A 22,109-nucleotide genomic window follows, 5' to 3' on the forward strand; every position below is an offset into this window, starting at 1 on the left:
GATAGGCGTCAACTATATGCCATTAGATGACCATCGTCAACTATCTGCGGGGAGGGTCGCGCTCGCCGGGGCTGACCGTGTTCAAGGCAGAGCATGCGCTCCTCTAGAGTTGAAACGATGAGTAATCCTGCGACTTCCGCCAACGACAAGACCCGGTGGGAGGCCTTCGCGGTATGCGTCGCCGTCGCCGCACTCACGATTCTTGATCTCTCCAAAATCAACGTTGGGTTACCCACGATCGAGCATTCGCTCGGCGGAGGGCCCACGGAGCTCCAGCTCATCGTCGCCGGGTATGCGCTCGCGTTCGGTCTCGCGCTCGTCCCGGCCGGTCGACTGGGAGACATCTACTCCCGCAAGGTTTTCTTTGTCATCGGGTTGAGTGCCTTTGTCGGCAGCAGCATCCTCTGTGCTCTCGCGCCCACGATCGAGGTGCTCGTTGTGGGGCGGATGCTTCAGGGCGTCGCCGCCGGAATCCACATGCCCCAAGTACTCGGGCTCATTCAGCAACTGTTCCATGGCAAAGATCGCGGCAAAGCCTTCGGGCTGTTCGGGGCCATCATCGGCCTCTCCACGGCATTCGGCCCGACCCTCGGCGGCATACTCATCGGCGTCGGTGGCGAACCGGATGGCTGGAGGCTGCTGTTTTGGATGAACGTTCCGCTCGGCGTGCTTGCGCTGATCTTTGCCGTCAGGCTTCTGCCGGGGCGTCAGGTGCACGAGAGGGTTCACACAGAACTCGACCTCGTGGGCATTCTCATCCTGGGCGTCGGGATCTTCGGCCTCATGCTCCCGTTTGTACTCACGACGGGCAGCCAAGACGATGACCCCGCGCGCTGGCTGTGGCTGATCGTTTTTGCTCTCGCGGCAATCGCGTTTGTCGTGTGGGAGCGACGCTTTCTCTCGGCGGGCAAGGCTCCGGTCGTCAATTTCGGGCTCTTTCGCCTTGCTTCCTATCGCAACGGCATCCTCATCGCGACCTCGTACTTTGCCGCCGCTCCGGCGATCTTCCTGCTCACAACGCTCTACATGCAAACGGGGCTCGGCCTCGCGGCGGTCTATTCGGGAATGGTCACCATTCCGTTTGCCCTCGTCTCCGCCGTCACCTCGTGGTACGGCGGCAAACTCGTCAATCAATACGGCCGCAAGCTCGTGCTCATCGGTCTCGTCCTCGTTTTCGTGGGCTTTGGCCTGTCCATTCCCATAGTGATGCTTGCGCCGCAGGATGCAATTCCGTGGTTGCTTGCGGCGGCTCTGGGCGTTGCCGGGGCCGGCGGTGGCTTCGTGATCTCACCTAACCAGACGCTGACTCTTACCGACGTGCCCGTCGTGCACGGCGGGGTGGCGGGGTCTGTGGCTCAAGTCGGTCAGCGCGTGGGAACCGCGATTGGTGTCGCCGCCGCCGTATCGACGTTCTACTCAACCGTTTATCGCGAAGGCGCCACTGCAGACCGACTCGTTGTCTATGGGGACGCCTTCGCCTTTGGCATCGCTGTGGCGCTGGGCCTGTTGCTGGTGTCGCTCGTTTTCGCGGTATTCGACGCGCGGGAGACTACGCCGAAGCGATAATCGCTAGCGCCGCCTCATGGAGCAGGCCGTTGGTGGCAAGGGCAGAGCCGTGCCACGGTCCCGGTTCGCCGTCAGCAGAGCTGAAGGTGCCGCCAGCCTCCTCCACGATGGGCACGAGGGCCGCCATGTCGTAGGGCTGGAGGTCAAACTCGCCCGCAAGGTCGATGAGGCCTTCCGCGAGCATCATGTACGACCACATATCGCCATAAGCGCGGGTGCGCCACACTCGGCGTGAAAGCTCGACCAACTGATCGAGCCGACCTGCCTGATCCCACTGCTGGATGCTGTTGTAGCTGATCGAAGCATCGGCGAGCGTGGCAACCCGCGAGACTCGAAGAGCGCGGGGTTCTGCACCGTTGTCACTAACCCACGCGCCGCCGCCCACTGCCGCCCACCAGCGCTTGCCCAGAGCCGGGCTGCTGACGACGCCGAGCACGGGAACGCCATCGATTGCGAGAGAGATGAGGGTGGCCCACACGGGCACCCCGCGAACATAGTTCGAGGTCCCGTCAATGGGGTCGATGATCCACTGTCTGCTGGACTTGCCCTCGGTGCCGAACTCCTCGCCGAGAATCGAGTCATCGGGCCGCTCGGCCGCGAGAATTTCACGAATGGCCTGCTCGACAGCCTTATCGGCATCGGACACAGGCGTCATATCCGGCTTCGTCGTGACGACGAGGTCCGAGGCGCGAAAGCGGGATGACGAGATGGCATCGGCGGCGTCGGCAAGCCTCTGAGCGAGGTCGAGATCGTCGGCGAGGGTCAGGGCGGGTGCGCTCGAAGAACTGGTCACCCGTCAAGGCTAGCGCTCCCGTGCAGGCCGGGTCAGCGTAGGGCAGCCATCATCCGCTGAAACGAGTCGAGCCTCAGCCGGCCCACGTCGCCCAGTTCGCCGGCCTCCACCCGCTCGATGAGTTCGCACTCGATCGACCCCGGCAGATGCGTGCATCCGCGCGGGCATTCCGCCGCAATGTCTTCGAGGTCGGGAAAGGAGCGGAGCACGTTATCGATGTTGACGTGCCCGAGGCCAAATGAGCGCACGCCGGGGGTATCGATAATCCAGCCATCGGCGACCCGGTAGGAGATTGTTGACGACGAGGTGTGGCGGCCTCGACCCGTGACCTCGTTCACATGGCCCGTTGCCCGATTCGCATCGGGAACGAGCGCGTTGACGAGCGTTGATTTGCCCACGCCGGAGTGGCCGACGGCCACGGTGGAATGCCCGGTCAGCACGGCGTTTAGCTCGGCGATAGGCGGGTCGTCGCTGCTGCTCGTGATGATCTCAAGATCGAGCCCTGCGAAGTCCTTGAGAAAGTCGGCAGGGTCGGCCAGGTCTGTTTTGGTGATGCAGAGAATAGGGGTGATTCCGGCGTCGAACGCCGCGACCAGATAACGATGCACGAGCCTGGTGCGCGGCTCGGGGTTCGCCGCTGCCACAACGATGAGCATCTGGTCGGCATTCGCCACGATGATGCGCTCGACCTCGTCGGTGTCGTCAGCGCTTCGCCGCAGCACCGTCTCGCGTTCACGGATTCGCACGATGCGGGCAAGAGAGCCCTCGTCTCCTGTGGTGTCGCCGACGATGTCGACCCTGTCGCCCGTCACGATGGATTGCCGACGAAGCTCGCGCGCTCTGGCAGCAGTTACGGGGTGCTCGTTGGGGCCGTCCTCGTCGACCAGCACCGAGTACCTACCCCGGTCGACCGTCAGCACTCTGGCAATGACGGCGTCCTCATGCTGCGGGCGCGTCTTGGTGCGGGGCTTATTGCCCTTGGGGTTGGGCCTCGATTTCGCCTCGTAGTCGGCGTACGGGTCGTCGTCGTCCGTGTCGTTGATCCAGCTCACACTGTGCCGCGCATTCGTTTACAGCAGCCCGGATGGTGTCGTGGGGGCGCCACGACCAAGCAGCGGACCGGTCCACAGGTCAGCGAACTGCGGGAGAGTCTTGCTCGTCGTGCGGATGTCGTCGATCTCTACCCCCTCCACCGCGAGGCCGATGATGGCTCCCGCGGTTGCCATCCGATGATCTTCGTAGGTGCGCCACGGCCCGCCGCTGAGCTGCTGCGGGGTGATCTCAAGGCCGTCTTCCAGCTCAGCGACAGAGCCGCCGAGACCGTTGATTTCTGTAGCAAGCGCCGCAAGGCGATCGGTCTCATGGCCACGGAGGTGCCCGATTCCGGTTATTCGGCTCGGACTATCTGCCAGCGCCGCCAGGGCGACGATCGCGGGGGCAAGTTCACCGCCCTCGCTCAGATCGAGGTCGATTCCGGCCACGGAACGCCCGCCGACGATGCCGGCGCCACCGTCCACCGTGAGTGCTCCGTCAACGGACGTTACCGTTGCGCCGAAAAGCGGAAGGATGCGCGCCAGGTGGGCCCCGACCTGAGTGGTCTCGGTCGGCCACCCCTCGATCGTGACGGTCCCGCCCGCGACGAGCGCCGCAACGAGAAACGGGGCCGCGTTGGAGAGGTCTGGTTCGATGTCAACGTCGAGTGCGGCGATCGGGCCGGGGGCCACGATCCACTCGCCCGCAGCGGGGGAGTGCACGGATACTCCGCGCGCCCTCAGAGTTTCGATGGTCATCTCAATGTGCGGCATGCTCGGCAGATGCTTGCCGACATGGCGCAGATGCAGTCCACGCGCAAACCGTGGTGCTGCGAGAAGCAGCCCAGAGACGAACTGGCTTGACGCTGACGCATCGATCTCGAGATCGCCACCTTCGACAGTCCCCATTGCGTAGAGGCTGAACGGAAGCGTGCCGCGGCCATCGTCGCTTACGTCGACGCCGAGGGCGCGGAGGGCGTCGATCGTCGTGCGCATGGGGCGGCGGCGAGCCGAGGCGTCGCCGTCGAAGGCGACGGGGCCGACCGCGAGAGCGGCCACCGGCGGGAGAAAACGCATAACAGTGCCCGCGAGCCCGCAGTCGATCGAGGTGCTCCCGGTCAGCTCGCCCGGTGTGATGAGCAGATCAGGGCCGAACGGGCCATCGCCCGTCTCCTCGATGGATACCCCGAGGGAGCGCAGCGCCTCGACCATGAGGTTGCTGTCGCGCGAGTGCAGGGGGCTCCGGAGTGTGGAGGGTCCGTCGGCCAGAGCCGCGAGAACAAGCTCGCGATTGGTCAGAGATTTTGACCCCGGCAGCGACAGCCCGGCCGAGAGCGGCCCATTCGCGGTGGGAGCGACCCACCGGCCCGTTTCGGGCTCGACGAGGGATTCGCCCTGGTACGGGTCAAAGTCGGGGTTGGAATATTTGGAGATCAGCATTGTTCATAAGAGTATCGGCAGTTGCCATCAGGAGGCAGGAGACGGCGTGACCCTTATCGTTGAGCGAACGCTCGCCCCGTCCCCAGGCAGGCGAGAACTAAGCTTGTCGTTGATGGCTGACGCAACTCCGGGCACCCCCCACGACGACACTGACCTCTTTGGTTCGGCTGCAGAAGACGGTGTCCTCGATGATGCCGTCGCGCCGAACCTGACCTCTACAGAACTCCGGGATCTGTTCGAAGAACAGGCCATGCCGTTCATGGATCAGCTATATGCCGCGGCGATGCGCATGACGCGCAACCCCTCGGATGCCGCGGACCTCGTGCAGGAGACCTTCGTCAAGGCGTTTGCGGCGTTCGCGCGATTCGAGCAAGGGTCCAATCTCAAGGCGTGGCTCTACCGCATCCTCACGAATACTTACATCAACACCTATCGCAAGAAGCAACGAGAGCCCTACCAGGGCACGATTGATGATCTCGAGGACTGGCAGCTCGGGGGAGCCGAATCGACGACGTCGATGTCGTCGCGCTCCGCCGAGGCTGAGGCCATCGATCACCTGCCCGACAGCGCAGTGAAGGATGCCCTTCAGGCGATCCCCGAAGATTTTCGGCTTGCGGTGTATCTCGCCGACGTCGAGGGCTTTGCCTACCAAGAGATCGCCGACATTATGAAGACACCCGTCGGCACAGTGATGAGCCGACTCCACCGCGGACGCCGCCTTCTTCGGGGGCTACTCGCGGACTACGCGACCGACCGCGGAATTGATTCCGCCACCACCAGGAGCACGAAATGACCGACTGCGGATGTGAGAAAGCAAAGGCAGAACTCGAGGAGTACCTCCACAACGAGCTCAAGGCCGACGACGCAGCCGACATCTGCGACCACATTGCCAATTGCCCCGACTGCGCCAACGAAGCGCACATCGGTGAGGTGTTGACGATCGCAGTGCAGCGAGCCTGCCGGGAGACCGCGCCAGAAGATCTGCGGGCACAGGTTCTGTTGAGCATTCGCGAGATCCAGTCCAGCCACTAGGCCCGCCATCGCGGCAGGTGCACGGCACCGCCGCGAGTTCTTGGTGAACGACACCGTCTTCTGAACGAAACAGGGGCGGGCATCCAATCGGATGCCCGCCCCTGTTTCGTTGATCTGGTTCTAGACGTCCAGAGCCTTCTCGATGAGCTGAGCCTGCTCCTGCGCGCTGCGCTTAGTCGAGCCCGTCGCCGGTGAGGCGGATGCGGGACGCGACGAAACCTTGAGCTCGCGGTTGGGCAGGTTGCGCAGCAGTTCCATGCAGATGAACGGCCAGGCTCCCTGGTTCTCAGGCTCTTCCTGAGCCCACAGCAGATCGGCATTCGGGTACTGCGAGAGCACAGCCGAAAGCTCGCGGAGGGGGAGCGGGTAGTACTGCTCCACCCGAACGAGCGCCACATCGGTCTGGCCGCGCTTGTCGAGCTCGTTCCGGAGGTCGTAGTGCAGCTTGCCGGCGTGGAGAACGACGCGCTTGATCGCGCCCTTATCGACGACAGTGGCGTCATCGATGACGGGCTCGAACTTGCCGTTCGTGAAGTCCGCGACGTCGCTCGTGGCACCGCGCAGGCGAAGCATCGCCTTCGGGGTGAAGACCACGAGAGGGCGACGCGGACGGGCGTATGCCTGGCGGCGCAGCAGGTGGAAGTACGACGCGGGGGTCGATGGCCTGGCAACCGTCATGTTGTTCTCGGCACACAGCTGCAAGAAACGCTCGATGCGGGCCGACGAGTGGTCGGGTCCCTGGCCTTCGTAACCGTGCGGCAGCAGAAGAACAACGCTCGAACGCTGACCCCACTTTTGCTCGGCCGACGAGATGAACTCGTCGATGACCGTCTGAGCGCCGTTAGCGAAGTCGCCGAACTGCGCCTCCCACAGCACGAGGGCATCGGCACGCTCGACGGAGTACCCGTATTCGAAGCCCATCGTCGCGTACTCGCTCAGCAGCGAGTCATAGATCCAGAAACGGGCCTGGTTGTCGCTGAGGTTGAGCAGTGGCAGCCATTCCTGGCCGTTCTGGCGGTCGTGGAGAACAGCGTGGCGCTGAACGAACGTGCCGCGGCGCGCATCCTGGCCGGCGAACCGGACGGGTGTGCCCTCCATAAGCAGCGAACCGAGGGCGAGCAGCTCACCGAATCCCCAGTCGACCAGGCCGTTGCGGCTCATGTCGACGCGCTTCTTGAGCAGTGCCTGAAGCTTGGGGTGCACCGTGAAGCCGGCGGGCGGGTTGCCGTGAGCATCCCCGATCGCGGTGATCACGGACTCGGCGACGGCCGTGGTCTCGGGCTCGCCAGCGCTGTCGTCCTGCTGGGATTCTGGCCGCTCGAGGTCGGTCATCGCCCCGGCATCCTGGGTAACGACAGGGATCGAGTGCGTCTGCGCGGCATGCGTTTCGGCGAATGCGCGCTCGAGTCGATCCTGGAAGTCGGCCTGGGCAGCCGCATACTCCTCTTCGGTGATGTCGCCACGACCGACGAGAGCCTCGCCATACAGCGTGCGAACGCTGCGCTTAGCCTCGATGAGGTTGTACATGAGCGGCTGAGTCATCGAGGGGTCGTCGCCCTCGTTGTGGCCACGGCGGCGGTAGCAGACGAGGTCGACAACGACGTCCTTGTGGAACTTCTGACGGAACTCAAGCGCCAGCTGGGCCACGCGTACAACGGCCTCGGGGTCGTCTCCATTGACATGGAAGATCGGAGCCTGGATGGTCTTGGCGACATCCGTCGAGTAGACCGACGTGCGGCCCTCGCCGGGAGGCGTCGTGAAACCGACCTGGTTGTTCACAACCACGTGGATGGTGCCGCCCGTGCGGTAGCCGCGAAGCTGCGACATCTGCAACACCTCGACCACGATGCCCTGGCCAGCCATGGCCGCGTCACCGTGCATCATGATCGGCACAACCTGGAACGTGCCGATCGGCTTGCGATCCTGCTTCGCGCGAACGATGCCCTCAAGCACGCCGTCGACAGCCTCAAGGTGCGACGGGTTCGCCGCGAGGTATACGGGGATCTGCTCGCCGCCGAGGGCGGTGAAGGTGCCCTCGGTGCCGAGGTGGTACTTCACATCTCCCGAGCCCTGAACCGTGCGGGGATCCTGGGTTCCCTCGAATTCACGGAACACCTGGCCATACGTCTTGCCTGCGATGTTCGTAAGAACATTGAGGCGGCCGCGGTGGGCCATGCCGATGGCAACCTCTTCGAGGCCCTCTTCTGCCGCACGCTGCAGGACAGCGTCCAGAAGGGCGATGACGGATTCGCCACCCTCAAGGCTGAAGCGCTTCTGGCCGACATATTTGGTCTGCAGGAACGTCTCGAATGCCTCAGCCTCGTTGAGCTTGGCGAGGATGCGCATCTGCTCGTTGTGCGTCGGCTTCTGGTAGGGCAGCTCTAGGCGATCCTGGAACCACTTGCGCTCTTCTGGGTTCTGGATGTGCATGTACTCGACGCCGATCTTGCGGGCGTAGGCATCGCGAAGAATTCCCAGAATGTCGCGGAGCTTGGCAACGCGAGTGCCGGCGAGGCCACCCGTGACGAACTCGCGGTCCAGGTCCCAGAAGCTGAGACCGTGGCTCGCGATGTCGAGGTCAGGGTGCAAACGCTGCACGTACTCGAGCGGGTCGACATCGGCCATGAGGTGACCGCGAACGCGGAACGCGTTGATGAGCTCCTGCACGCGTGCTGACTTGTCGACGTCGCTTGCGGCGTTGATGTGAACGTCGGTTCCCCAGTGAATCGGCTCGTAGGGGATGCGCAGGTCGGCGAAGATCTCCGAGTAGAAGTCGTGCTTGCCGATTAGGCGCTCGTGGATGAGCTTGAGGAACTCGCCAGAACCGGCGCCCTGGATGACGCGGTGGTCATAGGTCGAGGTCAGCGTGATCGTCTTGCCAATACCGAGATCCGCGAGGGTTTCGGTCGACATGCCCTGGAACTCTGCCGGGTATTCGAGCGCTCCGGCGCCGATGATGCATCCGGCGCCCTTCATGAGGCGCGGCACGGAGTGCACCGTGCCGATTCCACCAGGGTTGGTGAGGGAGATCGTGTTGTTCTGGTAGTCGACCATCGTGAGCTTGTTCTCACGACCGCGCTTGACGACGTCTTCGTAGGCCGCGAGGAACTGGTCGAAGGTCATCGACTCGGTGCGCTTGATGCCGGGCACGACGAGACTGCGGGTTCCGTCGGACTTGGGCACGTCGATCGCGATGCCGAGGTTGATGTGAGCGGGCGAAACGATCGACGGCTTGCCATCGACCTCGTCGTAGAACACGTTCTGGCTGGGGAAGTCGCGCAGCGACTTGACCATGGCCCAGGCGATGAGGTGCGTAAACGACACCTTGCCGCCGCGAGCGCGCTTGAGGTGGTTGTTGATGACGATGCGGTTGTCGATCATCAGCTTGGCCGGGATCGTGCGCACGCTCGTCGCGGTCGGAACCGTGAGGCTCGCGTCCATGTTGGTTGCGAGCGACTTTGCCATGCCCTTGAGGGCAGTGACGACATCCTGAGGCTCGCTGGGCTGTTCAATCGATGCCGCTGCAGAGGGAGCCTCGGCCGGAATCGGCTGCGGCTTCGCCTGGATGGAGGTTGTCCGCGCCACGGGCTGGCCCGCCGACTGCGCCGATGCGGTCTGAGGCGTCTCCGACGTCACCTCTGCCGGAATCTGCGGCTCCTGTGCCGCGGGCTCTGGCTGAGAGGCGGGTGCCTCTGCTGCGGGCGCCTCTGCTGCAGGTGCCTGCGTTGCGGGTGCCTGCGCTGCAGGTGCAGTCGTCTTGGTCTGGTGATAGTTCTCGAGGATCGGCCACCACGATTTGTCGACGGAGTTCCGATCGACTTTGAACTGCTCGTACATCTCGTCAACGAGCCATTCATTGGCTCCGAATTCGCCTGAAGACCCCTCTTCAGGTGCGATTCCGGTCATTTGGCTAGACACAGCCGCCCACTCTCCGTTGTCACTGTCATTAATTCGACGCGTAAGAGCGTCGTTGGCCACATACAAGGATCAAGCGTAATCGGTTTGGCTGCGCTCTGCCCTCCGTTGGCCCGGAGGACTACGGTTAAATACATGAAGTTTTATGAGACGTCGCCGACCCACGACCTCACCTATTCGGACGTGTTCCTCGTGCCGAGTCGGTCGGCGGTCAAGAGCCGCCTGGATGTCTCGTTAGCTCCAGCCGACGGCACAGGGGCGACGATCCCCATCGTTGCGGCGAATATGAACTCGGTGACGGGCCCACGGCTCGCGGCAACACTCGCACGGCGTGGCGGACTCGGCGTGCTGCCCCAGGATCTGCCGCTCCAAGAACTCGACGAGGCGATCCGCTGGGTGAAACAGCAATCTCCCAGCTACGACACAGCGTTCGAGCTCTCGGTTTCTCAGACGGTGGGGGATGCACTTGAGCTGGTTCCGGCTGTCGACGGGCACGGAATCATCGTGCGCGACAGTGCAGGGGAGTTTGTCGGGTGCGTGCCAGCGGCCCGCCTCGCCATCGCACCGCCCGATGCTCCCCTTGGTTCGCTGCTCGGGCCCGACCTGCCCTCGATCGACGTCGACGATGTCGATGAGCCCCGCTCGGCCTTCGATCTCTTGGTCGCCGCCGATCTCGAGTTCGCCCCCGTTATGCACCACGGCAAGGTGGTCGGCACCCTGAGCCGACGCAGCGCGCTGAGGGGCACGGTTTATGAACCGGCGCTCGATGCCGACGGATCTCTGCGCGTCGCCGCCGCCCTAGGAATCACCGGGGACATCGAGCCCAAGGCCCGGGCTCTCGTCGATGCGGGAGTGGATGTGCTCGTCATCGACACCGCCCATGGACATCAAGATGGAATGATCGCGGCGGTCGAGGCCGTCGCCGCGCTCGACCTGGGAATCCCCATCGTCGCGGGCAATGTCGTGACCTCGGATGCCGTGCGAGACCTGGTCTCCGCCGGTGCATCGATCGTTAAGGTCGGCGTCGGGCCGGGGGCGATGTGCACCACGCGAATGATGACCGCTGTGGGGCGACCGCAGTTCTCGGCCGTGCTCGAGACCGCAGAAACCGCCCATGAGCTCGGGGCCCACGTGTGGGCGGATGGCGGAGTGCGATATCCCCGCGACGTAGCGCTCGCGTTGGCGGCCGGGGCATCGTCGGTCATGATCGGATCGTGGTTTGCCGGCACCCTCGAATCGCCCGGTCGTCTGCAGAAGGATGCGGTTGGCCTTCTCTATAAGGAGAGCTGGGGAATGGCGTCGACCAAAGCGGTCCACGGCCGCTTCAGCAGACTCGACGCGTATGAGCGTGCGCGCAAGGAACTGTTTGCCGAAGGCATCTCGAGCTCCAAGATCTACATTGACCCGCTGCGGCCTTCGCTTGAGGACCTGCTCGACATGATCACGTCGGGGGTTCGAAGCTCCTTCACCTATGCGGGGGCCACAACTCCCGCAGAGTTCCACGACCGGGCGCTCGTTGGCATCCAGTCGGCAGCCGGATACGAAGAAGGCAAGGCGCTTCCTGTCAGCTGGTAAGGCTCTCCTCCCGTTATAGTGGGGGCACTATGGACGACCCCCCCTCTCGATGGTGCGTCGGTGACTCATGCATGAACTAGTTCTGCTGGGCATCGGTGTACTACTCACAATCGGAACCGGCCTTTTCGTCGCTTCTGAATTCGCCCTTGTCAATCTCAACAGAAATGAGTTGGAAGCCCGCCAACAGCGAGGCGAAACCCGACTCGGCATGACGATCGCCGCCCTGCGGCACACGTCAACCCATCTCTCGAGTGCTCAACTCGGAATCACCCTCACCACGCTTCTCACGGGCTACACGCTCGAACCGGCGTTCACGGCCCTTCTTGCGCCCCTCTTCGGCGGGCTCGCGCTGCCGGAGGCTGTTGTTCGAGGCATTTCGACCGTTGTGGCCATCACGATCGCGACCCTGCTGTCGATGATTATCGGCGAGCTTGTGCCCAAGAACTTTGCGCTCGCGCTGCCACTGCAGACGGCCAAGCTCGTCATCCCGTTTCAACTCGCGTTCACGTGGGTGTTCCGTCCGGCTGTATCCCTGCTGAACAACACGGCCAACGTGATCCTCCGATCTGTGGGGATTGAGCCCAAAGAGGAGCTCTCGTCGGCTCGAACGGCCGAGGAACTCACCTCGCTGCTGCGGCGCTCCGCCCTTGAGGGCACGCTTGAACTTGACACCGCAACGCTTCTCGCCCGCACGCTGTCGTTTAACGAAAGAACGGCGAGCGATGTAATGACGCCGCGACCCCGCGTATCGAGTGTCGAACGCACCGATTCTGCGCAGGTGGTCATCGAGCTCGCCAGCACAACGGGCTATTCGCGGTTCCCTGTGGTGGACGACGGAATCGACGATGTCATCGGCGTCGTCCATGTGAAGCAGGCCGTTGCTGTTCCGCGAGAAAAACGCGGAGAGGTGCCCGTCTCTGCCCTGCAGAACGATGCTCTTCGCGTACCAGAAACTATGCGGCTCGAGGCGTTGCTCGGCGAGCTGCGCCAGCGGGGGTACCAGATGGCCGTCGTGCTCGATGAGTACGGGGGGACCGCAGGGGTCGTGACGCTAGAAGACCTCGTCGAGGAGCTCGTCGGAGAGGTATCTGATGAGCACGACAGATCCCGCGCCGGCGTTGTGCGCTCCCGCAACTGGCTCACTTTTCCCGGCATGCTCAGGCCAGACGAATTGCGCGAGCGCGCCGATGTCGTCGTGCCAGAAGACGGCCCGTACGAGACAGTGGCCGGATTCATCATGAGCGAGCTGGGGCGACTTGCCAAGGTGGGCGACACCGTGAGCGTCGACGCTGGCGAGTTCAGGGTTGAGCGCATGGACGGTCGGCGCATCGACCGCATCCGCTTTACCCCGGCGGTCGATGCGGATGCCGATCAGATTCCAGGGGAGGCGCGCTCATGACCGATTACTGGGGCATTGCCTGGTTGGTAGTTCTGCTGCTGGCTAACGCCTTCTTTGTCGGCGCGGAGTTCGCCGTCATCTCTGCCCGTCGCTCACAGATTGAGCCGAAGGCGGAGGCTGGTTCTCGCGCCGCGGTGACCACGCTCTATGCCATGGAGCACGCAACTCTCATGTTGGCGACGAGCCAGCTGGGCATCACGGTGTGTTCCTTGCTCATCCTCAACGTGTCAGAGCCGGCGATTCACCATCTGCTTGAGGTGCCGCTGGGGTTGACCGGGTGGTCGGCCGAGATCATCAGTACTGTCGCGTTTGTTATCGCCCTCGTGCTGGTGTCGTTCCTGCATGTGGTGTTCGGCGAGATGGTTCCGAAGAACCTGTCCTTCTCTCTGCCCGACCGCATGGCTCTGATTCTGGCCCCGCCGCTCGTGGTGATCTCCCGCATCTTCAAGCACCTGATCGGCTTTCTCAATGCCACCGCCAACGGTGTTCTTTTGCTGTTCAGGGTGCAGCCCAAGAGTGAGGCGACGAGCTCGTTCACATTTGACGAGGTGGCCAACATTGTCGCGCACTCCACGCGGGAAGGTGTGCTGCGGGATACGACCGGTGCCCTCTCGAACGCGTTCGAGTTCACAACCAAGAAGGTCAAAGACATCACGGTGGGGCTCGGGTCGCTCGTTACCGTCTCGGAGGCGGCAACGCCGCTTGAGGTTGAGCGGGCCGTGGCTCAGCACGGATTCTCGCGCTATGTGCTCGTCGACGACGACGGAGAACCCACCGGTTACCTGCACCTCAAGGATGTCATCGACCTCGAAGACACCGAGTTCACTGAGCCGGTGCCGCCCAAGCGCATCCGCCATCTGATCTCGATCTTTGAGGACACCGACCTTGAGGATGCTCTGGCGACGATGCGCCGCTCCGGCGTGCATATCGCCAGGGTGTTCGACGAAACCGGGGCGACCAGGGGCGCGATCTTCTTGGAGGACATTATCGAGGAGCTCGTCGGCGAGGTTCAGGACGCGACTCGGCGCATCTAGCCCGGCCGCGCTGCCGGAGCGGAACCGGTCGCCAGCCAGCGGGCGAGGGCCCTACCAGCGAGCCAGGGTCGTGCGGGCCCGGTCGTAGTTCTTGGGCCAGTAGTCGATATCCACGCCCAGCTCGAGGGCCGCTCGTAGCGCAAAGTGTGGGTCACGGAGGAGCTTTCGGCCCATCATGACCGCGTCTGCCTGCCCTGACGCGATGACCTCGTTTGCGAGCAAGGACGTGGTGATGAGACCGACGGCGCTCACGGGAGCTCCGGTCGCCTCACGGATCGCCGCAGCGAAGGGAACCTGGTACCCAGGGCTGAGCGGGATCGTGGGGGAGGCCAGGGTCCCTCCCGTTGAGATATCGAACAGGTCGGCACCGAGCTCGTGGGCGGCGGAGGCGACGATGGCGGTCTCATCCGGGCTCCACCCCTCATCCGCCCAGTCGGTCGCCGATAACCGCACGAAAAGCGCGCGGTCGGGCCCTATCGCCTCTCGCACCGCCTCGATGACCCTGAGCAGCAACCTGCTGCGGTTGTCGAGGCTGCCGCCATAGGCGTCGGTTCGACGGTTCGAGAGCGGCGAGAGAAACTGGTGGATGAGGTAGCCGTGTGCGGCATGCACCTCGACCACATCAAACCCGGCCTCGACTGCGCGCCGGGCGGCGGCGGCAAAGTCCGCGACCACGGCGTCGATTCCGGCGAGGTCGAGCGCGATGGGAGTGTCATATCCCTCGAACGGGATCTCGGAGGGGGCGACCGTGCGCCAGCCACCAGCATCCACGGGGCGGGTCCCCTCATCGGGCAGCCATTCGCGCCAGCGGGACCCCTTGCGGCCAGCGTGGGCGAGCTGAATGCCTGCTGGCGCTCCCTGCGCGTGAATGAAGTCGACGATGCGACTCCAGGCGTCTCGTTGCTCGTCGGTGTAGATGCCGGTGTCTTCGCCCGAGATTCGCCCTTCCGGGCTCACCGCGGTGGCCTCCGTCATGACGAGGCCGGCCCCGCCCCGAGCGAAGGATCCGAGGTGAACAAGGTGCCATTCCGTGGGGACCCCATCCTGTTTCACCACCTCGTACTGGCACATGGGGGCGACCCAGAGACGATTGCGCATCGTGATGGATCGCAGTGTCAGAGGAGAAAAGAGGCTGATGTCGGCGGGGCTCACCCCTCCAAACTATCGTGGGGGGCATGTATGACATCGTGGACTGGACCGCACGGGATGCTGGCGCGCTCATCGCGGAGCCAGACGAGCATGATGACAAGTACTCGCGCGGGGTGCTCGGCATCGTGACGGGGTCCTCCCGCTATCCGGGTGCGGCGGTTCTTGGTGTCTCGGCAGCCCTGGCGGCAGGGGTTGGCATGGTGCGGTTTCGGGGGGCGTCCGAGGCGGCCTCTCTCGTGCTGGCGCACTGCCCTGAGGCCGTGACCGCTCCCGGCAGGGTCCAGGCCTGGCTCGCCGGTTCGGGTATTCCTGTTCACGGCGAAGCGGATGCCGAGGGCAGCCTTGCCGCGACTCTTCTGGAGAGCCGTGCCGAGGACGACACCGCAACAGTGCCCGTCGTTGTCGACGCGGGCGCGCTCAGCCGCATCGACGCTGTAAACGGGGGACCGCGCAACTCGCTCGCCGGCGTGCCGGTTGGTCCCATCGTCATGACCCCTCACCACGGGGAGCTCGCAGCCCTGCTGGGCGTGAACAGGGCGTCGGTGGCCGCCGACCCTGTGTCAAGCGCCATCAGGGCAGCCGAGCGTGCCTCCGCTGTGGTTCTTCTCAAAGGATCCCGCAGCGTCGTCGTCACTCCGGCTGGTGCTGTCATCCGCTGTCCTACCGCAACCCCGTGGCTTGCAACCGCGGGCACCGGGGACGTGCTCGCGGGCATCCTGGGCGCCCTCGTGGCAACTCACGCCGCCGACATCGCTGCGACGGGGGAGTGGAAATTGGCCGAGCTCGCCGCCGCCGCAGTGATCATCCACTCGCGATCGGGGGAGCGGGCATCGCAGGGTGGGCCGTTCACGGTGCGACAGCTCGTCTCTGCGATTTCGCCCACGGTCGCGGAGCTTCTCGCGTGACGCGCACCATCTCCACGACCGGCGCTATTTGGCTGTGGGTGGCCTTTCTTGCCGTCAATGTGACGATCTCGTGCCTTGCCCTCACAGGCCAAGGGCGCCCGCTCGGCGATGTGTACCTGTATCAGTGGTGGATCGAGCAGGGTGCCGGCGGGGGGCCGTGGGTGGGCTTCGACGAACCGTGGGTCTATCCCGTTCTCGCGCTCCTGCCGATGACGATCGCCTTTGTCGGCGGCGCGCAGGGGTACGTCGTCACGTGGCTAGCACTGGTCGTGCTGCTCAACTGTGCCGCGCTTGCCGTTGTTCTCGGCGCTTCTTCTCCGGCGCACCGTTCCCGAGCCTTGCGCGTCGGCTGGTGGTGGACCGCGTTCTTGCTGTTGCTCGGCCCCATCGCGGTCGGGCGCATCGACTCCATAACCGTGCCCATTGCCATAATCGCCCTGTGTCTCTTGGCGAAGCGACCCTTCATAGCGGGGGTCCTGCTCGCCGTGGCAACCTGGATCAAGGTATGGCCCGCGGCCGTAATCGCCGCGATCGTGGTCGCGAGTCGCTCTCGGTGGTCGGTCGTCGCGGGTGGCGCAGTAGTCACGGCCCTCATCGTTGTCGCCACGATCCTCCTGGGTGGAGGCGAGGTTCTGCTCAGCTTCATCACGCAGCAGACCGATCGCGGACTCCAGATCGAGGCGCCCGTGAGCGCGCCCTGGCTGTGGGCTGGCGCGCTGGGAGCGCAGGAAGCCGGGCTCTACTACGACGACGACCTGCTGACCTATCAGGTGTTCGGACCGGGGGCGGAGGTCGTGGCCCAGATCATGACCGCGATCCTTGCCGTCGCTGTGGCGTCGATTGTGCTTCTCGCCGTATGGCTACAGGGCAGGGGAGCGAAGCAGGAGGCGCTGCTTCCCCCTCTGATCCTCGCGTTTGTCGTGGCGTTCATCGCAGTGAATAAGGTCGGCTCGCCCCAGTTCATCGCATGGCTCGCGGTGCCCATCATCTTCGGGCTCGTCGGCGCAGCATCCGCACGAGCGTTTCGCGTGCCCGCGGCTATCGCACTGGCGATCGCGGGCCTCACCCACTTCGTGTACCCGTACCTCTACGGCTACCTGCTCGACCTAGAGGTCTTCATGGTGGCGGTGCTCACACTGCGCAATGCGCTGCTGTTCGTGCTACTGGCCTGGGCGATCACCGCGATGGTGAAGACTCCGAGGCAGCGCAGAAGTTAGAACTCGCGCGGGCCGTCGCTGCGCAGCAGGATGCCGTCAGTGATGGCGCGCTTACGAAGGGCAACCTTGGTGCCAACGTCGATCCCCGCGATGCGGTACTTCTCGCGAATGCGCTTGAGGTACGACTTGGCTGTCTCCTCAGAGATTCCGAGCTGGTAGGCGACGGCCTTAACGGGCTCGCCGCCCCCATAGAGTGCCATGACGCGGCGTTCCTGGGCGCTGAGCTTGGGGGCTCCGCCGACCTCTGTCGCGTTGATGGCAAGGTCGAGTTCCGCCGAGATGAACGACTCGTTGTTGGACGCCGCGCGGATGGCCTCGACGATCATCGAGGCGTCTTCGCTCTTGACGAGATAGCCGAGAGCGCCAGCCGCGAGGGCCTCGCGAACAACATTCGGCTCGGAGTATGTGCTCATGAGCACGGTCTTCACGCCGGCGGTGCGCAGCGTGGAGATCTTGAGAGAGATCGGCAGGTTGTCTTTGAGGTCGAGGTCGAGCAAAACAACGTCGACGGGAAACTGCGGATGCGTCAGCAGCTCGGGCCAGCTAGAAACAGCGGCGACGAGGTTGATATCTGGTGCTGCAGAGCGCACCCACTCTGTGAGGGCCCCCAGAAGCATTTTGTGATCATCGACGATCGCCAGTCGGAGCGGCTGAGCAGTTGACACTGTTTCCCCTTTAGTTCTCTCTACGCCTTGAATGCTAATGGTCAGCTGGGTTGTCTACGAGACAGTTGATCTCGACACGCAGGCTTGAGTCATAGGTCGAGTCGGTATATCTGCCGACCTTTCCGATAGCTTCCCACGTCGAGGGGTCCACGCGATTGCGGGGGATGCCGGTGGTGGTGATCACAATGGGCACCGAAATCGTGCCGTCGGTGCGAGGCCGATTGGCCGCAGAAGCGGGCCCGATGGTGATCTCAACCGTCGCCGGGCGGGTTGCGCGGTCGCTTACGAGCAACCAGACCGCTGAGAGCAAACCGTCGCGCTGCCGGCGTCCCAGCAGGCCTGCGAGGCTGCTGCGGTCACTCAGCGTGACCGACCGCCCGAGCGTCTCCGACTCCGTTACGGCGTGATAAAGCCAGGTTTCGCGTCGTCCCTCGATGAGATGCAGGCGCAGTTCCGTCGCGAGCGAGGCCGCCCGGGATGCCATCCGCGAATCGAGGGGGAGCGATAGCCGTCCCGTTGCAACAGAGTCGAGGAGTTCCTCGGCCGCGAGGTCGAGCCGGGCGAGCTCTTCTGAGGCGAGCATCCCGACGGCGAAGCGCGGCGCCGAGACGGTGCTCTGCACAAGAACCCTGTCGAGTTCGGTCTGCACGAGCCTGCGAAACCGGCGAATGATGTAGATGCCCGCGACGGTGGGGAACACCGCGAGCGTGAGAAAGCCGAGTTGGCTGGGCAGTGTGGTCGTGGTCACCGGACCATTGACGAGGATGCCCCAGGCGAGCACGATGGCGACTCCCGCCGCTGCGAGCAGGACCTCCCATGAGCGGCGGAGGGTTACCGAGATGAGCAGCCCGGCCGAGGCGCAGAGCGATGCGGTGCCGTACCCTGCGATGTTCTCGAGCGGCCAGATGGCGACAAAGTCGAGGGCGATGACTCCGAAGACGGTGGCGAGCACGATGGCAAAGAGCCAGTTCGGCATGCTCTCTCCGCGGGTCGCGATGGAGATCGCGACCCCGCCGAGACACAGCAACAGCAGGAGCCAGGCAAGAGCCACGGGGAGGGTGTCGGGGTAGGCATCCCAATTCCACACGAGCAGAGTGAGCCCGTAGACCATCTGCAGGGCGGCGATGACGCCCGCACCGACGCCGAGAAAGCCTGTTCCCAGGGTCGAGCCCATCTCTTTGGCTTGACGGAGCGTGCGCACTGTGGGCACGTCTCCGGGGAGTCCTCGGCGTTTGCCGAAGATCACCCCGAGAGTGTTCTCTCCGAGGTCGGGATAGGTCATGTGCGAGGAACCTCCAGCACGACGGTCGTGCCAGCCCCCGGCGCCGAGAAGAGACGCGCATTGCCGCCGACCTCTTTGAGTCGGCCGACGATTGATTCTTTGTATCCGAGACTCTGCTCATCAACCTCTTCGAGCACAAAGCCAATTCCTTGGTCGGTGACCATTGCCCGCACGGTGGTCTCGTCCTCCGTGATGGTCACGTGGGCGTTGCTCACGCCGGCATGCCTGCGCACATTCTCCAGGCACTCCGAGAGAGCGAGCAAAAAGGCGTCGAGTACATCGCTCGGCAGGAGCACATGCCCTGTGCCGTGCCACGCAACCTCGAGCCCCATGCGCCCAAACCGCTGCTTCACCGATTCGAGCGTCGTGCCCAGGGGAGTCTCGGCCACGGGCTCAAGGTTGTAGTTTCCGGAGCTCGACGGGTTGACCGTCACTCCGAGGCGGAGCTGGCGGAGCAGTCTGGCGTCATCCGCTGCCTGCTGCCGCATGGAGTCCGCCGAGACACCAACACCGGAGTGGGCAAGCAGTGTCAGCGTCGCCAGCACGGTGTCGTGGAGCAACCTGGCTCCCTGGCGTCGTTGGGCTTCTGTTTCGCTCGCCCGGCGCTCGGCCATATGAGCGCGACCGATGCTGCGGATGCGGCGGGCAGCACGGGGAACGCTCGCGTTGAGCCAGTAGGCGAACACCGTGGTGAGGGCCCAGCCGAACGTGACGAGGATGGCCACGCGCGCGGCAAGGTCGTCCGTCGGTGCCGCAGACACCATGAGACCGAGGGAGAGGATGTAGGCGACCGCGAGCACCGTGTGGCGCCATCGGCCCTCGAGGAGCACCATCGTGAACGACGAGAGCCCGCCCGCCGCGAGCGGCGACATGGCGTTGAGCAGGGTGGCATTCGGTTCGGCGCTGCCGGGGATCTGCACGACCGCCAGAATCGCGAGCCCCGCCACGAGACCAGCGCATACCAGCGGAAGAGACCGGGAGTTGCCGATGAGCAGGTGCACGGCGAGCAGCACGATGAACAGCGGTACAACGGCGAACAGGATGTCGGCTTCGACGAGCCCGGGAACCAGAAAACACAGAAACGAGACGAGGGTGCTGGCCGTTCCGACCATACGCGCGGATCGCTGAAGGAGGCGATCACGTTCCCGACCCAGCGCATCCACGGTGTAATCGTCACATACCGTGGCCCCCATCTGGGTACAATCGGGCCGGTGAGCCGCGCTATTCCGGCCCGATCCAGCCTTCGCGCGCGGCATGGCGACGCAGCAGGACCCTCGTGCCGAGGTCGATTCCGACCGCGCGGTACTTGCGCCGGGCGCGCTTGAGATATGACTTGACCGTCTCATCGGTCGTCTCCATTTCGGCGGCAACCTCTTTGACGGAGCGGCCGGTGGAGTAGAGCATGATCGCCCGAAGCTCCTGTCGACCGAGACCCGGGGTCGAACTGCTGACGGCATCGATCTCGGTGAGCGCCACCGAGTGGGCACGGTACCGATGCCCGGCGGCGGCGGCCCGAATGGCGCGAACGAGCTCGCCAGCATCGTCTGATTTTGGAACGAAGGCGAGAGCTCCGGCACGCATGGCCGATTGCACGGAGAACGCGTCGGCGTGGCGGCTCATCACGACGGTCTTGACGCCGACCGTCGCGAGAATCCGCAGCTTCGTCTCGACGGGCAGGTCGTCGCCGAGCCCGAGGTCGAGAACGACCACGTCGACAGGAAAGAGCGGATGCGCGAGCAGGCCGACCCAGGTGGTCTCCGTGATGGCGACCTCGATATCGGGGTGGCGAAAACGGATGTGGGCGGTCACGCCGTCAAGCACGATCCGATGGTCGTCGACAACAGCCACCCTGATCTGGGCAGGGCTGCGGGATTCGATGCCCCTCGGCGTGCTTTCGGTCACGACGAGAGCAACCGCAGGAGCTGGGGGCCGACGAGGTCGTCCTCGATGAGAAACCCGTCGTGTCCAAAGCTCGAGGTGATCACCACGGCCTCGTCGCCGTCGATGTTGCCGCTGAGCCCTCGCGCGATGATCTGTTGGTCTGGCACCGGAAAGAGCCGGTCGCTGTCGATGCCCAGCACCAGCGCTTTGGCCGTCGCGCGGTCGAGGGCGGCGTCGATTCCGCCCCGATCGCGGCCAACATCGTGCGAGTTCATTGCCTCGACCAGGGTGACGTACGAGTTCGCGTCGAACCGACGGGTGAACTTATTGCCGTGAAAATCGAGGTAACTCTCGACGGCGAATCGGCCCTCGTCGCCGAGCGGGCTGATGTCGCTCTGCCAGCTTCGCTGGAACCGTGCGTTGAGCTCGTCGGGGGAGCGGTAGTTGAGAAGTGCCATGCGGCGGGCCAGCGCAAGCCCTCGATACGGGCCGTCGCCGTCAGCAGCGTCGTAGTAGTCGCCCCCGGCGAAGGCATCGTCCATGCGGATCGCCTCGATCTGCACAGAGTTGAGCGCGATCTGATCTGCACTGCTCAGCGCGGGCGCGGCGAGCACCGCAACTCGCTCAAGGCGCTCGGGGTGCCCGATCGACCATTCGAGGGAGTGCATGCCGCCCATGGAACCGCCGACCACGGCCGCCCAGCGAGAAATGCCGAGGGAATCGCTCAGCAATACTTGAGCGTTTACCTGATCGCGGATGGTGATGTAGGGGAAGCGGGCGCCCCATTCAATGCCCTCTGTCGTGTGCGACGCCGGGCCTGTCGTGCCCTGGCATCCGCCCAACATGTTCGGCGCGACCACGAACCACCGATCGGTGTCGATGTACTTGCCCGGCCCTACAATGCCGGACCACCAGCCGGCCGTTGCGTGCCCAATGCCGGCGGCACCGAGCAGGTGGCTGTCGCCGGTCAGCGCGTGGAGGATGAGGATGGCGTTGCTGGCGTCGTCGTTGAGCTCGCCCCAGGTCTCGTAGGCCATGCGCACGTGGGGAATGTGTCGCCCGCGCTCAAGAGGGAGGGGCCCGAGGTTGGCAAACTGGCGATGCCCGGCCGGGTCGCCTTCGCGCCAGGCTCCACTGGCCGGAGGCTTGCCGAGGAGAGCCTTGTTGTTCGCCGCTGTGACGAAGCTAGAGGGAACGCTGTCTTCGGGTGTCTGCCAGTCCATAT

General features: G+C 64.4%; 18 protein-coding genes. 8 read left to right on the forward strand and 10 right to left on the reverse strand.

Annotation, left to right across the window (positions count from 1 at the left end):
• The first annotated feature begins 117 nt into the window (after positions 1-117).
• Positions 118-1,566, forward strand: a complete 1,449-nt coding sequence (locus tag C2138_RS03720; protein WP_199286567.1) for an MFS transporter — start codon at positions 118-120, stop codon at positions 1,564-1,566.
• On the opposite strand, the gene hisN is transcribed toward C2138_RS03720, so the two are convergent.
• The 3 genes from hisN to aroA are packed head-to-tail and all read right to left on the reverse strand — an operon-like array spanning position 1,550 to position 4,830.
• A complete protein-coding gene (hisN, locus tag C2138_RS03725) occupies positions 1,550-2,359 on the reverse strand; it encodes a histidinol-phosphatase (protein ID WP_233245616.1) in 810 nt (269 codons plus the stop codon). The genes C2138_RS03720 and hisN overlap by 17 nt on opposite strands.
• Positions 2,360-2,391: 32 nt before the next feature.
• Positions 2,392-3,411, reverse strand: a complete 1,020-nt coding sequence (gene rsgA / locus C2138_RS03730; RefSeq protein ID WP_108515639.1) for a ribosome small subunit-dependent GTPase A — start codon at positions 3,409-3,411, stop codon at positions 2,392-2,394.
• Between the two features lie 18 nt (positions 3,412-3,429).
• Positions 3,430-4,830 (reverse strand): 3-phosphoshikimate 1-carboxyvinyltransferase, encoded by a 1,401-nt coding sequence (gene aroA, locus C2138_RS03735; RefSeq protein ID WP_108515641.1) that lies wholly within the window; start codon positions 4,828-4,830, stop codon positions 3,430-3,432.
• A 112-nt stretch (positions 4,831-4,942) separates the two neighbouring features.
• Here aroA and C2138_RS03740 point away from each other — a divergent pair, with 112 nt between their 5' ends.
• Both C2138_RS03740 and C2138_RS03745 read left to right on the forward strand, forming a co-directional pair.
• Positions 4,943-5,623 carry a sigma-70 family RNA polymerase sigma factor gene (locus C2138_RS03740; RefSeq protein ID WP_108518759.1) on the forward strand — a complete coding sequence of 227 codons (681 nt, stop codon included), beginning with the start codon at positions 4,943-4,945 and terminating at the stop codon, positions 5,621-5,623.
• Positions 5,620-5,862: a zf-HC2 domain-containing protein gene (locus tag C2138_RS03745; RefSeq protein ID WP_108515643.1), complete on the forward strand. Its 243-nt coding sequence runs from the start codon at positions 5,620-5,622 to the stop codon at positions 5,860-5,862. Before C2138_RS03740 ends, C2138_RS03745 begins: the two co-directional genes overlap by 4 nt.
• 120 nt (positions 5,863-5,982) lie before the next feature.
• On the opposite strand, the gene C2138_RS03750 is transcribed toward C2138_RS03745, so the two are convergent.
• On the reverse strand, positions 5,983-9,768 hold the full coding sequence (locus C2138_RS03750) for a multifunctional oxoglutarate decarboxylase/oxoglutarate dehydrogenase thiamine pyrophosphate-binding subunit/dihydrolipoyllysine-residue succinyltransferase subunit (protein ID WP_108515645.1): 3,786 nt from the start codon (positions 9,766-9,768) through the stop codon (positions 5,983-5,985).
• Between the two features lie 144 nt (positions 9,769-9,912).
• Here C2138_RS03750 and guaB1 point away from each other — a divergent pair, with 144 nt between their 5' ends.
• From guaB1 to C2138_RS03765, 3 genes are all read left to right on the forward strand, one after another.
• Complete coding sequence (gene guaB1, locus C2138_RS03755; protein ID WP_108515647.1) at positions 9,913-11,352, forward strand: GMP reductase; 1,440 nt, start codon at positions 9,913-9,915, stop codon at positions 11,350-11,352.
• Positions 11,353-11,419: 67 nt separating this feature from the next.
• Entirely contained in the window at positions 11,420-12,751 is a 1,332-nt protein-coding gene (locus C2138_RS03760; protein WP_108515648.1) for a hemolysin family protein, read from the forward strand.
• Positions 12,748-13,785 carry a hemolysin family protein gene (locus tag C2138_RS03765; protein WP_108515650.1) on the forward strand — a complete coding sequence of 346 codons (1,038 nt, stop codon included), beginning with the start codon at positions 12,748-12,750 and terminating at the stop codon, positions 13,783-13,785. Before C2138_RS03760 ends, C2138_RS03765 begins: the two co-directional genes overlap by 4 nt.
• Positions 13,786-13,836: 51 nt before the next feature.
• Here C2138_RS03765 and C2138_RS03770 read toward each other — a convergent pair whose 3' ends face one another.
• The gene (locus tag C2138_RS03770) at positions 13,837-14,937 is read right to left on the reverse strand and encodes an NADH:flavin oxidoreductase/NADH oxidase (RefSeq protein WP_277871918.1); all 1,101 of its coding nucleotides are present in this window, start codon (positions 14,935-14,937) and stop codon (positions 13,837-13,839) included.
• Between the two features lie 23 nt (positions 14,938-14,960).
• Between C2138_RS03770 and C2138_RS03775 the strand changes: the two genes are divergently transcribed.
• Both C2138_RS03775 and C2138_RS03780 read left to right on the forward strand, forming a co-directional pair.
• Positions 14,961-15,839 (forward strand): ADP-dependent NAD(P)H-hydrate dehydratase, encoded by an 879-nt coding sequence (locus C2138_RS03775; RefSeq protein WP_108515652.1) that lies wholly within the window; start codon positions 14,961-14,963, stop codon positions 15,837-15,839.
• Entirely contained in the window at positions 15,836-17,056 is a 1,221-nt protein-coding gene (locus tag C2138_RS03780) for a glycosyltransferase family 87 protein (protein WP_108515653.1), read from the forward strand. The genes C2138_RS03775 and C2138_RS03780 overlap by 4 nt, the downstream gene beginning before the upstream one ends.
• On the opposite strand, the gene C2138_RS03785 is transcribed toward C2138_RS03780, so the two are convergent.
• The 5 genes from C2138_RS03785 to metX are packed head-to-tail and all read right to left on the reverse strand — an operon-like array spanning position 17,053 to position 22,107.
• Complete coding sequence (locus C2138_RS03785; RefSeq protein WP_108515655.1) at positions 17,053-17,721, reverse strand: response regulator; 669 nt, start codon at positions 17,719-17,721, stop codon at positions 17,053-17,055. The two genes, C2138_RS03780 and C2138_RS03785, sit on opposite strands and share 4 nt — an antisense overlap.
• 34 nt (positions 17,722-17,755) lie before the next feature.
• The gene (locus tag C2138_RS03790) at positions 17,756-19,003 is read right to left on the reverse strand and encodes a hypothetical protein (RefSeq protein WP_108515657.1); all 1,248 of its coding nucleotides are present in this window, start codon (positions 19,001-19,003) and stop codon (positions 17,756-17,758) included.
• The gene (locus C2138_RS03795) at positions 19,000-20,196 is read right to left on the reverse strand and encodes a sensor histidine kinase (RefSeq protein WP_241961167.1); all 1,197 of its coding nucleotides are present in this window, start codon (positions 20,194-20,196) and stop codon (positions 19,000-19,002) included. The genes C2138_RS03790 and C2138_RS03795 overlap by 4 nt, the downstream gene beginning before the upstream one ends.
• A 28-nt stretch (positions 20,197-20,224) precedes the next feature.
• Positions 20,225-20,905 (reverse strand): response regulator transcription factor, encoded by a 681-nt coding sequence (locus C2138_RS03800; protein WP_233245617.1) that lies wholly within the window; start codon positions 20,903-20,905, stop codon positions 20,225-20,227.
• Complete coding sequence (gene metX, locus C2138_RS03805; protein ID WP_108515660.1) at positions 20,902-22,107, reverse strand: homoserine O-acetyltransferase MetX; 1,206 nt, start codon at positions 22,105-22,107, stop codon at positions 20,902-20,904. The genes C2138_RS03800 and metX overlap by 4 nt, the downstream gene beginning before the upstream one ends.
• Between the last annotated feature and the right edge of the window lie 2 nt (positions 22,108-22,109).

Origin of the sequence: Salinibacterium hongtaonis (assembly GCF_003065485.1) — a bacterium.
Taxonomy (GTDB): domain Bacteria; phylum Actinomycetota; class Actinomycetes; order Actinomycetales; family Microbacteriaceae; genus Homoserinimonas; species Homoserinimonas hongtaonis.